Genomic DNA, 12,726 nt, shown 5'->3' on the forward strand with positions numbered 1-12,726 from the left:
GAGAACCGGGGCAGCCGACGCCCGCCTGTCGGCCGGTCAGGCCCCGCGCGCCCAGGACCTGGCGAAGTCCCCGGGCGAGGACGGGCGCGCGTAGTACCAGCCCTGCGCCGTGTCGCAGCCCAGCTGCCGCAGCTGCTCGGCCTGGCTCTCCGTCTCCACGCCCTCGACGGTCACGGCCAGGCCGAGCGCGTGCGCGAGCGAGACGATGCCCTCCACGAACGTGAGGTCCACCGGGTCGGCGGGGTGGCGCTGGAGGCCCTGGGTGAAGGACCGGTCCAGCTTCAGCGTGGTGGCCGGCAGCTTGCGCAGGTTGGCCAGGTTCGAGTAGCCGGTCCCGAAGTCGTCCAGGGCGATGTCCACGCCCAGGTCCGCCAGTTGCCACAGCGGCTTCAACTCGTCCTCGTCCGCACTGATCAGCGCCGACTCGGTCACCTCCAGGCAGAGCGAGGACGGCGCCACCCCGGCGGACTCCAGCACCGCCACGATGTCCGGCACCAGGTCCGGGTGGTGCAACTGCCGGGGAGAAAGGTTGACGTTGACGCGCATCGGCCGGCCACCCGCCCAGGTGCAGGCCTGCGAGACGGCCTGCTGCAGCACCCAACGGCCCAGCGGCACGATGAGACCGGTGTGCTCGGCCAGCGGGATGAAGCGGTCGGGGCCCAGCCGCCCGTGCACCGGGTGCCGCCAGCGCACCAGCGCCTCGGCGCCGTCCACCCGGCCGTCGCTCATCCGGATCAGCGGCTGATACTCCAGGAAGAACTCGTCGCGCTCCAGCGCCCGGGGCAGGTGGTTGGTGAGGCTGTGCCGGTCGATGGCGCGGGCCTCGGAGTCCGGGTCGGCCAGCGCGAACCGGTTGCCGCCCGCGTCCTTGGCCCGGTACATGGTGATGTCCGCGCTGCGCAGCACCTCGGCGGGCTCCAGCGATCCGGAGGCCCCCTCGACGATGCCGATGCTGGCCCGCACGGACAGCTCCCGCCCCTCGACGCTGATCGGTGTGGCCAGCGCCGCCAGCAGGGAGCGCGCCAGGCAGGTGACCTCTTCGGTGTCCTCCGGGTCCGACATCAGCACGACGAACTCGTCGCCGCCGATCCGCGCCACCAGGTGGGCGGGCGCCGTGGTGCAGGAGTGCAGCCGCTCGGCGACCGCCACCAGCAACTGGTCGCCGACCGCGTGCCCCAGGCTGTCGTTGACGGCCTTGAAGCCGTCGATGTCCAGGTAGCACAGCCCGAAGCGGCTCATCCCGCCGCCCGGCGTCAGGATGCGGTCCAGGCGCTCGGCGAACAGCGTGCGGTTGGGCAGCCCCGTCAGCTCGTCGTGGGTGGCCTCGTAGCGCAGCCGCAGGTGCAGCAGGCGGCGCTCGGTGATGTCCTCCATCAGCGCCAGCTGGTACCGGGGCTCCCCCTCGGCGTCGCGCAGCAGCGAGACGGTCAGGTTGGTCCACAGCACGGTCCCGTCGGGACGCTGGTAGGGCTTCTCCACGCGGAAGTGGTCGCGCCGTCCCGCGGCCAGCTCACGGTGCAGTCGCCACACCTCCGGGGCGTCGTCCGGATGCACCCAGTCGTTGATGTTGCGGCGCCGCATCTCCTCCTCGGAGCGCCCGAACATCCGGGCCAGCGCCCCGTTGGCGTCCCGCAGCCGGCCGTTCATGTCGGCGATGCCGATGCCGAGGGTGGCGTCCTTGAACACCGCGCGGAAGCGGGTCTCGGAGGCGTGCAGGGCCTCCTCCACGGCGGTCTGCGCGGCCAGCGCGGCCCGTGAGAGCGCCTCCTGCTCGGCCAGAGTGCGCTCCCGCACGGCGAAGGCGAACCCCGCGGCGAGCGCGTGCTGAAGCCGGGAGCAGCGGGAACGGGTCTCGTCCACGCCGAGCGCGCCCGGGGCGCCGGGGGCCGGGCCGAGCTCGGCCGCGTAGAGCACCAGGTAGGACTCGACGACGCCGAGGATGTGCGGCAGCGCATCAGGGCTGGTGCAGTGCGCCTCGTCCACCAGCGCCCGGCCGACCTCGCGCCCGGCCGCGGGGGTGAACGGCTGGGCGTGCAGGGCCTCGCCCAGCCGGACGGCCAGCGGGTGGAGGAAGTCCTCCAACTCGGCGCGGGTCAGCGACGTCTGGGTCGCCGGGAAGACGGCGCGGCTCCAGATCCGTGCGAACCGGCGCGGCCCGTTTGCGCCGTCCGTACCGGCCGCGCCACCGTCGGTCCGCTCCTCGCGCTCGTCCTTGGAGGTCACGCGGCGCTGCCCGCCTTGCGCCCGACCCCGGCGAAACCGCCGAAGACGGCGGCGTCCTCGTGCTCCGGCGGCCCGTCGGGGCGCCACAGCGGCGCCGACACCAGCCCGGGGTCGACCATCTCGAACCCCTCGAAGAACCGCTGGACGTCCTCTTTCGGCCGGAACACCAAAGGGGCGTCGGCGCTGCTGTAGACCTCCTGGAGGCCGGCTCCGCCGTCCCGCCGCGGTCCGCCCTCGGGGGAGCCGTGGGAGAGCACCAGCAGGCTGCCGGGTGCCAGGTGGCGGGACAGCTCGGCGAGGCACTTGTGCGGCTCGTCACGGTCCTCGACGAAGTGCAGCAGCGCCACCAGCATGAGGGCGACGGGGCGCTCCAGGTCGAGGAGTTCCTCCACCTCGGGCGCCTCCAGGATGTCCTGCGGCGAGCGGAAGTCCGCCGACACGATGCCGACGCGGTCCTCGTCCTTGAGGACCGCCCGGCTGTGGGCGACGGCCACCGGGTCGTTGTCGACGTAGACCACGCGGGCCTCCCTGTCGAGGGCGTGGGCCACCTCGTGGACGTTGCCGAAGGTGGGGATGCCCGAGCCGATGTCCAGGAACTGGGTCACGCCCTGGTCGGCCGCGAAGCGGATGGCGCGGCGCAGGAACGCGCGGTTGCTCTGCATGATCTTCGGGAGTCCGGGCCACGCCTGGATCGCCTGCCGCGCCGCCTCGCGGTCGACCTCGAAGTTGTGCGAGCCGCCGAGGTAGTAGTCGTACATCCGCGACACACTCGGCACCGCGAGGTCGATGCCGTGGGGGGCCCAGGCGGGACGTTCCATCGAGGGGTCTCCAGCTCGCTGCGTTCACCGGTGGGTTCCGGTCGGGCCCATGAGGCTAACGACCGAGCGGCGGCACACGGAAGGAAACAGCGTTACTGGGGCTGGATCTTGCCCGGGCCGCACGAACGTGGCCGGGAGGTATCGGGGCATAGTGAACCCCGGCATGATTTAATTGCGAGCTGTTTGCAAGAACGTGGGATGTTTAACAAGGAGTGTGCCACAGATGACTGCCCGGACGGTACGGACAGCCGGCGCGATGGCCACGGCCGCCGTCGTCCTCGCGTCGGGTGCGGCATGCTCCGCCCCCGGTGGCGGGGACGGCTCCGGCGGCGGCACGGACGCGGTCACGGTCGGCGTCGCCCAGGAGCCGGAGACTCTGAGCCCGTTGCTCGGCTACGGCAAGGAGGGCAACTCGAAGATATTCGACGGCCTCCTCACCCACGACGCCCGGATGCACCTGAAGCCCGCCCTCGCCGCCCGGCTGCCGAAGGTGAGCGAGGACGGCCGGACCTACACCTACGACCTGCGCAAGAGCGTCAGCTTCAGCGACGGGAAGCCCTTCACCTCACGGGACGTCGTCTACACCTACGAGACGATCCTCGACAAGAAGACCAACAACGCCTCCAGGAGCGAACTCGACGCCGTCAAGAGCGTCGAGGCCCAGGGCAGGCACCGGGTCGTCTTCCACCTCAAGTACCCCTACGCGCCCTTCGCCGAGCGCACCGTCCTGCCCATCGCCTCGCAGGCCGCCGCCTCCCGTACCGACGTCAACACCGGCTCCTACAACACGAAGCCCGTCGGCACCGGGCCGTACGCCCTGACGAGCTGGCGCAAGGGCGAGAAGCTCAGCTTCAAGGCCAACCCGCACTACTGGGGCCGCAAGCCGAAGGTCGAGCGCTTCACCGTCGCGGTCATCGAGGACGACGACGTGCGCGCCACCCGGCTGCGCTCCGGCGACCTGGACGGTGCAATCCTCCCGCCGAACCTCGCCAAGTCCTACGAGAAGGACGAGGACAAGCGCACCTTCAGGGCCCAGACAGCCGACTACCGCGCCGTCACACTGCCCAGCGACAACCCGGTGACCGGCGACAAGGCGGTCCGCCGCGCCCTCGACCTGGCCGTGGACCGCAAGGCGATGGTGAAGTCCGTCCTCAACGGCGCCGGCAAGCCCGCCTACGGCCCGCTGCCCACCGACAGCCCCTGGTTCGCCAAGGGCACCGCACGCCCGCACGACCTGGACCGGGCGAAGACGATCCTCGACAAGGCGGGCTGGAAGCCCGGAAAGGACGGCATCCGCCGCAAGGGCGGCAAGCGGGCAGCCTTCACGCTCTGGTACTTCTCCGGCGACAAACTCCGCCAGGACCACGCCCTGGCCTACGCCTCCGACGCCAAGAAGGCCGGCATCGACGTCCACGTCCAGGCCGGCAGCCGCGAGGTCGTCCGGCCCAAGGTCGAGCACGACGCGATGCTGCTGGGCAACGGCTTCCCCGCCGACCCCGACTTCGACCTCTACCCGACGCTGCACTCCTCGCAGGCCGGCAACGGCTGGAACAACCTGGCCTACTACCACGACAAGACCGTCGACGAACAGCTGGACGCCGCCCGCCGCAGCCGCGACTCCGAGGACCGCAAGGCCGCCTACGCCAAGGTCCAGCGAGCCGTGGCGAAGAACCCCGGATACACCTTCCTGACCACCATCGACCACGTCTATGTCGTCGATGACAAGTGGCAGGGGCTGACCACCCAGGTCGAGCCGCACGACCACGGCATCGGCGCCGGCCCCTGGTGGGACGTGCAGGACTGGCAGCCGAAGAAGTGACCCGAACGAACACGGCGGTGCCCACCACGCCCGCCGAGCCCGCACCGGCCGCGCGGCAGCGCACCGGGCGACGGGCCCTGTGGGGGCCGGCCGCCCGGCTGACGGGGCGGCGGCTGCTGGCCGCCGTGCCCGTGCTGGCCGCGGTCACCTTCGGCGTCTTCGCGGTCGCCGCCGCCTCCCCCTTCGACCCGGTCCAGCAGTACGCGGGCGCCGCCGGGCTCAGCGCCTCCCAGAAGACGCTCGACCAGTTGCGCGCCAACCTGCACGTCGACGGGCCCTTCTGGCAACGGTGGTGGGACTGGCTGACCGACGCGCTCGGGGGCGACCTGGGCGAGGCCACCTCGCTGCGGCAACCCGTCGCGCAGGTCATCGGCGAGCGCCTGGGCTGGTCGCTGCTGCTGTGCGCGGTCGGCTTCGCCCTCGCCCTGCTGGCCGGCACCGTCCTCGGCGTCACCGCCGCCCGCCGCAGGGGCGGAGTGTTCGACCGGACGGTCACCTCGCTTGCCTACACGCTGGAGGCGGCACCGCCGTTCTGGCTCGGGTTGCTGGGCATCTGGCTGTTCGCCGTGCGGCTCGGCGTCCTGCCGGCCGGCGGGCTCACCGACAGCGGCAGCGACGTCGTCACCGCGGGCGGCCTGCTGCGCCACCTCGCCCTGCCCGCAGTGGTGCTGGGCGTCTCGCAGGTGCCGTGGTTCCTGCTCTACGTACGTCAGGGGGTCGGCGACGCGCTGGAGGAGGACGCGGTGCGCGGCGCCCGCGCCCGGGGCCTGGCCGAGCGCACCGTCCTGCTGGGGCACGCGCTGCGCTCCGGGCTGCTGCCCGTGCTGACGCTCATCGGCTCGCGCATCCCCGAACTCATCACCGGCGCCCTGCTGGTGGAGACCGTCTTCAGCTGGCCCGGCATCGCCTCGGCCACCGTCAAGGCCGCCACCGCCGCCGACTTCCCGCTGCTGGCGGCCCTCACCACGCTGGCGACGGTCGCGGTGCTGGCGGGCAACCTCCTCGCCGACCTGCTGTACGGACTGGCCGACCCACGCGTGGCCCTGGAGGAGATGTGACTGCCGCCACCGCGCTCGGTACCGCCGCCGCACCCCGCGCGGTCCGCCGCGGGCCGCGCCTGTGGATGTGCGCCGGCCTGGTCGTGGCGATCCTGGCGGCCGTCGTCCTGGTGCCGCTGTTCGTCCCGCTGGACGAACAGGCCGTCGACATGACCGCCAAGCTCCACGCACCCTCCCTCGCCCACCCGTCCGGCACCGACGACCTGGGGCGCGACGTGCTGCTGCGGTGCGTCTACGGGCTGCGCGTCTCGCTGCTGGTCGGGGTGGTCGCCGCGCTCACCGCCACCGTGATCGGCACCGCCGTCGGTGCGGCGGCCGGCGCGGCGGGCGGCCGTACGGACCGGATGGTGATGCGCGTCGTGGACGTCTTCTCCTCCGTTCCGCACCTTCTGTTGGGCATCTTCATCGTGGCGATGTTCCGCCCGGGCGTATGGCCCGTGGTCGTCTCGGTCGGACTCACCCACTGGCTGTCCACCGCGCGGATCGTACGGGCCGAGGTGCTGTCCCTGCGCTCCCGGGACTTCGTCGATGCCGCCGTCTCCGGCGGGGCCTCCCGCTGGCGGGTCGGCGTGCGGCACCTGCTGCCCGGAGTGCTGCCCCAGGCGGGGCTGGCCGCCGTGCTGATGGTGCCGCACGCCATCTGGCACGAGTCCGCCCTCTCGTTCCTCGGGCTCGGGCTCCCCACCCACCGCGCCAGCCTCGGCAACATGATCCAGGACGCCCGGGGCACGCTGCTGGCCGGCGACTGGTGGCCCACCCTCTTCCCCGGGCTGTTCCTCATCGTGCCCACCCTCGCCGTCGCCGGGCTCGCGGGCGTGTGGCGCGAGCGCCTCAACCCCCGGCGCCGATCGGAGCTGATGCTGTGACCGCGCGGACGACGGACCGGCAGCTCACGGAGAGCCGACCCTCGGAACAGCAGAACGCAGGGCGAGACGTGACGAGCCCCGAGCCGACGGACCGGCAGCCGCTGCTGTCCGTGCGGCGGATGTCCGTGCGCTTCCGGATGCGGGGCGGACGCGAGATCGCCGCCGTCACCGACGTCTCGCTGGACCTGGCACCCGGGGAGTGCCTGGCGCTGGTGGGGGAGAGCGGTTGCGGCAAGTCGGTGCTGGCCTCCGCGCTGCTGGGACTGCTGCCGGGCAACGCGTACGTGACCGGTCAGGCGCTGCTGCACGAGGGCGGGGAGGCGCTGGACCTGCTCGCCACCGACGAGGCCACCCTGGCGCGTACCGTGCGCGGCCGGCGCGTGGGCCTCGTTCCGCAGAGCCCCGCCGCCCACCTGACGCCCGTACGTACCGTGCGCGCCCAACTGGCCGAGACCGTACGGGAGCTGACCGGGGCGCGGAAGGACGACCTGGCGGCGGCGACCCGTGCCGCCGCCGACCGTGCCGCCTTCCCCGCCGACCACCTCGACCGCTACCCGCACCAGCTGTCCGGAGGGCTCGCCCAGCGGGCGGCCACCGCGCTGGCCCTCGTCGGTGAAGCGCCGCTGCTGCTGGCCGACGAGCCCACCACGGGCCTCGACCGCGACCTGGTCGAGCGCACCGTGGACGAGCTGCGCGCCCACACCGGCGAAGGACGCGGCCTGCTGATCATCACCCACGACCTGGCCGCGGCCCAGCGTGTCGCCGACCGGGTGGCCGTGATGTACGCGGGCCGCGTCGTGGAACTGACCGACGCCCCCGGCTTCTTCGGCGCGCGCGGTCCCCGCCACCCCTACGCCCGCGGCCTGCTGGACGCCCTGCCCGACCGGGCCTTCACCCCCATCCCCGGACGGCCGCCCGAACTGGGCGACCTGCCCGAAGGCTGCGCCTTCGCCCCGCGCTGCGACCGGGCCACCGCCAGGTGCGCGACCGTACCGGCCCGGACGGACACCGTGGCCTGCCACCACCCGCTGGGTGCCGCGGAGGAGGCCCGGCGGGACGAGCGGACGGAACGGAGCCGGGCATGACGGCACCGGAGCTGCCCGGGCAGCGGCACGAGGGCCGGCCGGCCGCAGGCGAGCAGGGGGTGGTTCCCGCGCTGGAACTGCGGGGTGTCACCGCCGGATACGACCGCCGCGCACCCGTCTTCCGCGAGATGTCACTGGCCGTGGGGGAGGGGGAGGCCGTCGGGCTGCTGGGGCCCAGCGGCTGCGGCAAGTCCACCCTGGCGAAGGTCGCGGCGCTGCTGCACCGGCCCGACGCCGGCACCCTCCGGCTGGCCGGGGAACCGGTCCGCGGCTGGCGGCACCGGGCGCCCCGCGCGCAGCGGACCGCCGTCGGCGTCGTCTTCCAGCAGCCCCGCCTGGCCGCAGACCCCCGGCTGACGCTCGCCGCGCTGATCGCCGAACCGCTGCGGGCCACCGGCCGCCGGGCCGAGTCGGCGAAGCGCACCGGGGAGTTGGCGCGGGCCGTCGGCCTCGGCACGGACCTCCTCGGCCGCCGCCCGCACGAGGTCAGCGACGGCCAGTTGCAGCGCGCCTGCGTGGCCCGCGCGCTGTCCCTGCACCCCCAGATCCTGGTGTGCGACGAGATGACCGCCATGCTGGACGCCTCCACCACGGCGAGTCTCGTCGCCGTCGTGGAGGGCTACCGGGCCGACTCCGGTGCCGCGCTGCTGGCCGTCGGCCACGACCGTACGCTGCTGGAACGCTGGTGCGACCGCACGGTGGAGATGGCGCCGGGCGCCAGCGCCGCCGCTCCTCCCACCCCGGCGCCCCGCTGAGGACCGAGCGGGAGGGCGCCCGGGCGCCGGGCGTGCGGTGCGGTGGTGTCACAGCTGCACGCCGTGCCGGCGCAGGTAGGCCGACGGATCGACGTCGCTGCCGTAGCCGGGGCCGCTGCGGATCTCGAAGTGCAGGTGCGGTCCGGTGGCGTTGCCCGTCGCGCCCGAGCGGCCGATGCGCCCGCCGACCGCCACCGACTGGCCCGTACGCACCGAGATGGCCGACAGATGGCCGTACTGGCTGTAGGTGCCGTCGTGGTGCCGCAGCACCACCTGGTAGCCGTAGGCGTCGTTCCAGCCGGCCGTGACGACGGTGCCGCCCGCCACCGCCTTGACCGCGGTGCCGGTGGAGACGGGGAAGTCGATCCCCGTGTGACGCCCGGAGGACCAACTGCCGCCCGCCGCACGGTAGGGCGTACTGGGGGCGACACCGGAGACCGGGGCTGTCACCCCCTTGCTCTGCGGCGAAGTGCGCTGCGGAGCCTCCCGCTGAGGCTTGGGGTCCGGTTTCCGCTCCGCCTTGTGCTGCGGCTTCCGCTCCGGAGCGTCCCCCGCCTCGTGCGCGGGCCGGCGCTCCGTCCGCTGTCCGGACGTACGCTCCGGCTGCTGTGCGGGTTTCCGTCCGGTCCGCTGCGGGGCGCCGGTCGTCTCCAGGCGCTGGCCGGGCAGGATCAGGTCGGGGTCGGCACCGATGGTGGAGCGGTTCCGCTCGTAGAGGCGGTGCCAACCGCCCTCCACGCCGTGCGCGTCGGCGATGCCGGAGAGGGTGTCACCGCCGACCACCTGGTAGGTCGTCTGCTTCTTGAACCGCTCGGCCCTGGCACGGTCCGCCTTGGCCCGCGCCTCCGCCGTGCCCTCGCGCGTGGCGCGCCCGCCGGTCGTGGAGGCGGCGGGCCGGCCGGTCGCGGCGGAACCGGGAGAGGGCGCGGCGGCGCGTGTGGGCGCGGCCCCGGCCGGGGCGCCGTGCGGGGTGGGGGCGCCGCGAGTGAGGCCCGCGCGGGGCCCGCAGTTCGGCCAGGCCCCGGGCCTCTGCCGGTCCAGCACCTGCTCGGCGACCGTGATCTGCTCGCCCCTGGTGGCCAGGTCCGCGCGCGGGGCGTAGGCCCGCCCGCCGTAGGCCGCCCAGGTGCTCTGGCTGAACTGCAGTCCGCACGCGTCGTCTCCCTGCGCGTGACGGCCGGCGGCGCGGGCATCGCCATCCCGCTCGTCGCGGCCCAGGCCGCACCCGCCACCTCCCAGGACGTGTGGGAGAAGGTCGCCGGCTGTGAGAGCAGCGGCAAGTGGCACACCAACACCGGCAACGGCTATTTCGTGCGGCGGAGCGGGAAGGGGGTCGACGGTGGCGCCCACGTGCGGACATGGCCGGTTCCTCCGGTGCTCGGCGGTCCGCGCGCCCGCGCGGCCGGTGGCGGTCTCGTGCTGGCGGGGTGCTACAGGTCCAGGCCGCGCTCGCGCCCGAGGCGGTGTGCGGCCCGGTCGGCGACGGACTCCTCCAGGTACACCTCGCACACCAGGCGCCCGTTGCCCGACATGTTGTGCTCCAGTTCGTAGAGGCTGACCACGACCCCGTCGGGCAGCAGGAACGCGTGCTCGTAGACCGCGCACCACACATGTTCCTCGCCGGGACGGGTGCGGGGTTTGGGGATGTGAGTGATGTGGTGCCCGAGCGAGCCGGACAGCAGCCGCAGCGTCTCCGCACCCGGCCGGTCCGGGTTCTCGGCCCGCCGCAACAGCCTGCGGGCGTGCTCCGCCGAACCGTCGCGGACGAAGTCCTCCCGCCGGGGGCGCGGTTCGCCGACGGGGTCCGCTGCGGACAGGAGGTCCCCGAAGCCGGTCGGGCACCCGGCGCCCCCGTCCGGGTCCGCGTCCCCGGCGTCCGCGTCCACGCCGTGGACCTCGTCCGCCTCCCGGTGCACGCGGCGCTCCGAGACGCGCAGTGCCTCGGCGTTGTCGTAGATCTCGTGCAGTTCGTCCAGCCCGTCGGGGCTGTCGTAGCACAGCTCCCACAGCAGCAGGCTGCTGCCGTCGGCCAGCAGGAAGACGTGGCGGAAACTGCTGCACCGCAACCTGGGCGGCGGGGTGTTGCGGTGCCGCCAGCCGACCAGCTCGGCCTGGAACATCACGGCGGTGCGCAGCCGGTCGAGCACCGTGTCGGCGATGTCGAAGGGATTCCGGGCGCGGGCGAGCAGTTCCTGGAGATGGTGAGCAGGTGTCAGGTGAGCTTCTTCGCTCATCGCGGACCCTCCCGGCGTACTACCGACAACCGACCGCCCCCGCGCGCACACACCGTAGCGCTACGAGCACAGGACGCGGGAAGAGTTGGCGAAATTGCGCCCGCCGACCGGGTTGCGGAAGCGTCTTTTCGGCCGAAAGCACCGAAGTGTGCACACGTCGCCGGGGTGAGCAGCGCGCCAGGGGGAACCACAGCTACGACTGAGCCGTGACCGCCCGTGTCCGTGCCGAGACCAGGGCACCCCGCGCCGCCGGTACGGCACCCCTGACCGAAGGGAGCGCGGCGGTGACCACACTGCCCGTCGGATACGAGTCCTACTGGATGCTCTCCGCGGCGGCGGCACCCCAGCCGTCGCTGCCTTCCGACAGCCGGGTCGAGGTGGACGTCGCCGTGGTGGGCGGCGGTATCGCCGGGCTCTCCGCGGCGTGGGAGCTGGCCCGTGCCGGGCGCAGCGTCGCGGTGCTGGAGTCCGACCGGCTGGCCGCCGGGGTCACCGGCCACACCACCGCCAAGCTCTCCGCCCTGCACGGGCTCGTCTACGGTTGGCTGCGCGCCCAGCGCGGCGCCGAGGACGCCCGGCTCTACGCCCTCTCGCAGCAGGGCGCCGTCGACCACGTGGCCGACGTGGCACGGCAGCTGGGCGTGGACTGCGAGCTGGAGCGGGTTCCGGCGTACACCTATGTCGAGTCGCCGGGGCACGAGGACGAGATGCACGAGGAGGCCCGCGCGGCGGCCGAGGCGGGACTGGCGGCCTCGTACGTGACCGACGCGGGGCTGCCCTTCCGGGTGGCCGCCGCCGTACGCGTCGAGGACCAGGCGCAGTTCCACCCCCGCAAGTACCTGCTGGCGCTGGCCGAGGACATCCGGCGGCGCGGCGGCCTGCTGTACGAGCGCACCCGCGTCGTCGACCTGGACGAGGGCGAGCCGTGCGTGGTGACGGCGGAGAACTCGGGGCAGGTCGTCGCCCGCGACGTGGTGGTGGCCACCCATTACCCCGTCTTCGACCGGGCGTTGATGTTCTCCCGGCTGCAACCGCGCCGCGAGCTGGTGATCTCCGCGCTGCTGCCCGAGGAGGAGGCCCCGCGGGGCACCTACCTCTCGCCGGAGCGCGGCACCCGCTCGGTACGCACTGCGCCCTACCCGTTCGGTGACGGCCGTCGGCTGCTGATCGTCACCGGGGAGACCTTCAGCCCCGGCATGCCCGACATCGGCTCGGTCGCCGCCCGCTACGAGCGGCTCGCGGCCTGGACCTACGAGCGCTTCCCCAATGCGCGCCTGGCGCACCGCTGGGCCACCCAGGACAACGAGACGACCGACCGCGTGCCCTACATCGGCCGGTTCCACGCCGGTGCCCAGCACACCTACGTCGCCACCGGGTTCGGCGGCTGGGGGATGAGCTCGGGCGTGCTCGCCGGTCAGCTGCTGGCCGCGCACCTCACGGAGGCCGCCCTGCCGCCATGGGCCCGGCTCTACGACCCGGTGCGGCTGCGGCCCAGCGAGGGCCCGGCACTGCTGCGGCTCCAGTCGGCGGTGGCCCGCCGGTTCGTCGGTGACCGGCTGCGCCCCAGCTTCGTGGACTCCGTGGCGGAGATCTCCCCGGGGACGGGCGCCATCGTGCGGGTGCGGGGCCGGCGCTGCGCGGTGCACCGCACCGTGGAGGGCGAGCTGCGGGCCCTCTCGGCGCGCTGCACGCACCTGGGCTGCCTGGTGCGGTTCAACGACGCGGAGGCCGCCTGGGAGTGCCCCTGCCACGGGTCGCGCTTCGCCACCGACGGCTCGGTCCTCCAGGGCCCGGCCACTCGGCCGTTGGAGGAACGGGAGCTGGGCGAGGACTGAGGACCGCATCGCGGGCGCGGGGAGGACGGATGC

General features: G+C 73.7%; 10 protein-coding genes. 6 read left to right on the top strand and 4 right to left on the bottom strand.

The genetic code is table 11. The features are described from left to right. Positions 1-36: 36 nt before the first annotated feature. Together H297_RS38085 and H297_RS0123960 are read right to left on the bottom strand one after the other, a co-directional pair. Positions 37-2,136 (bottom strand): GGDEF and EAL domain-containing protein, encoded by a 2,100-nt coding sequence (locus tag H297_RS38085; RefSeq protein ID WP_158693729.1) that lies wholly within the window; start codon positions 2,134-2,136, stop codon positions 37-39. An 83-nt stretch (positions 2,137-2,219) separates the two neighbouring features. Further along, complete coding sequence (locus H297_RS0123960; RefSeq protein ID WP_027739130.1) at positions 2,220-3,041, bottom strand: SAM-dependent methyltransferase; 822 nt, start codon at positions 3,039-3,041, stop codon at positions 2,220-2,222. A gap of 223 nt (positions 3,042-3,264) precedes the next feature. Between H297_RS0123960 and H297_RS0123965 the strand changes: the two genes are divergently transcribed. The 5 genes from H297_RS0123965 (at position 3,265) to H297_RS0123985 (ending at position 8,624) form a co-directional block, all read left to right on the top strand. Next, entirely contained in the window at positions 3,265-4,860 is a 1,596-nt protein-coding gene (locus H297_RS0123965; protein WP_027739131.1) for an ABC transporter substrate-binding protein, read from the top strand. Positions 4,861-4,937: 77 nt separating this feature from the next. Continuing rightward, positions 4,938-5,918, top strand: a complete 981-nt coding sequence (locus H297_RS0123970) for an ABC transporter permease (protein ID WP_027739132.1) — start codon at positions 4,938-4,940, stop codon at positions 5,916-5,918. A 65-nt stretch (positions 5,919-5,983) separates the two neighbouring features. After that, entirely contained in the window at positions 5,984-6,784 is an 801-nt protein-coding gene (locus H297_RS0123975) for an ABC transporter permease (protein ID WP_051352132.1), read from the top strand. Between the two features lie 119 nt (positions 6,785-6,903). Further along, positions 6,904-7,869: an ABC transporter ATP-binding protein gene (locus H297_RS0123980; protein ID WP_051352133.1), complete on the top strand. Its 966-nt coding sequence runs from the start codon at positions 6,904-6,906 to the stop codon at positions 7,867-7,869. 128 nt (positions 7,870-7,997) lie between these two features. Then, positions 7,998-8,624 carry an ABC transporter ATP-binding protein gene (locus tag H297_RS0123985; RefSeq protein ID WP_486589646.1) on the top strand — a complete coding sequence of 209 codons (627 nt, stop codon included), beginning with the start codon at positions 7,998-8,000 and terminating at the stop codon, positions 8,622-8,624. A gap of 48 nt (positions 8,625-8,672) precedes the next feature. Here the strand turns inward: H297_RS0123985 and H297_RS38090 are convergent, their stop codons facing one another. Both H297_RS38090 and H297_RS0123995 read right to left on the bottom strand, forming a co-directional pair. Then, positions 8,673-9,911, bottom strand: coding sequence for a peptidoglycan DD-metalloendopeptidase family protein (locus tag H297_RS38090; RefSeq protein ID WP_051352125.1), 1,239 nt, complete (start codon positions 9,909-9,911; stop codon positions 8,673-8,675). A 143-nt stretch (positions 9,912-10,054) separates the two neighbouring features. Next, a complete protein-coding gene (locus H297_RS0123995) occupies positions 10,055-10,858 on the bottom strand; it encodes a DUF6227 family protein (protein ID WP_027739136.1) in 804 nt (267 codons plus the stop codon). A gap of 284 nt (positions 10,859-11,142) precedes the next feature. Here H297_RS0123995 and H297_RS0124000 point away from each other — a divergent pair, with 284 nt between their 5' ends. Continuing rightward, positions 11,143-12,693: an FAD-dependent oxidoreductase gene (locus H297_RS0124000; RefSeq protein WP_027739137.1), complete on the top strand. Its 1,551-nt coding sequence runs from the start codon at positions 11,143-11,145 to the stop codon at positions 12,691-12,693. Positions 12,694-12,726 lie beyond the last annotated feature (33 nt).

Source organism: Streptomyces sp. CNT360, from assembly GCF_000424785.1.

What these genes read in the sequence shown, in the direction of transcription:
- H297_RS0123960 (WP_027739130.1), bottom strand. Translation starts at nt 3,041, where the DNA reads ATGGAACGTCCCGCCTGGGCCCCCCACGGCATCGACCTCGCGGTGCCG.
- H297_RS0123985 (WP_486589646.1), top strand. Translation starts at nt 7,998, where the DNA reads ATGTCACTGGCCGTGGGGGAGGGGGAGGCCGTCGGGCTGCTGGGGCCC.
- H297_RS0123980 (WP_051352133.1), top strand. Translation starts at nt 6,904, where the DNA reads ATGTCCGTGCGCTTCCGGATGCGGGGCGGACGCGAGATCGCCGCCGTC.
- H297_RS0123965 (WP_027739131.1), top strand. Translation starts at nt 3,265, where the DNA reads ATGACTGCCCGGACGGTACGGACAGCCGGCGCGATGGCCACGGCCGCC.
- H297_RS0123975 (WP_051352132.1), top strand. Translation starts at nt 5,984, where the DNA reads ATGTGCGCCGGCCTGGTCGTGGCGATCCTGGCGGCCGTCGTCCTGGTG.
- H297_RS0123995 (WP_027739136.1), bottom strand. Translation starts at nt 10,858, where the DNA reads ATGAGCGAAGAAGCTCACCTGACACCTGCTCACCATCTCCAGGAACTG.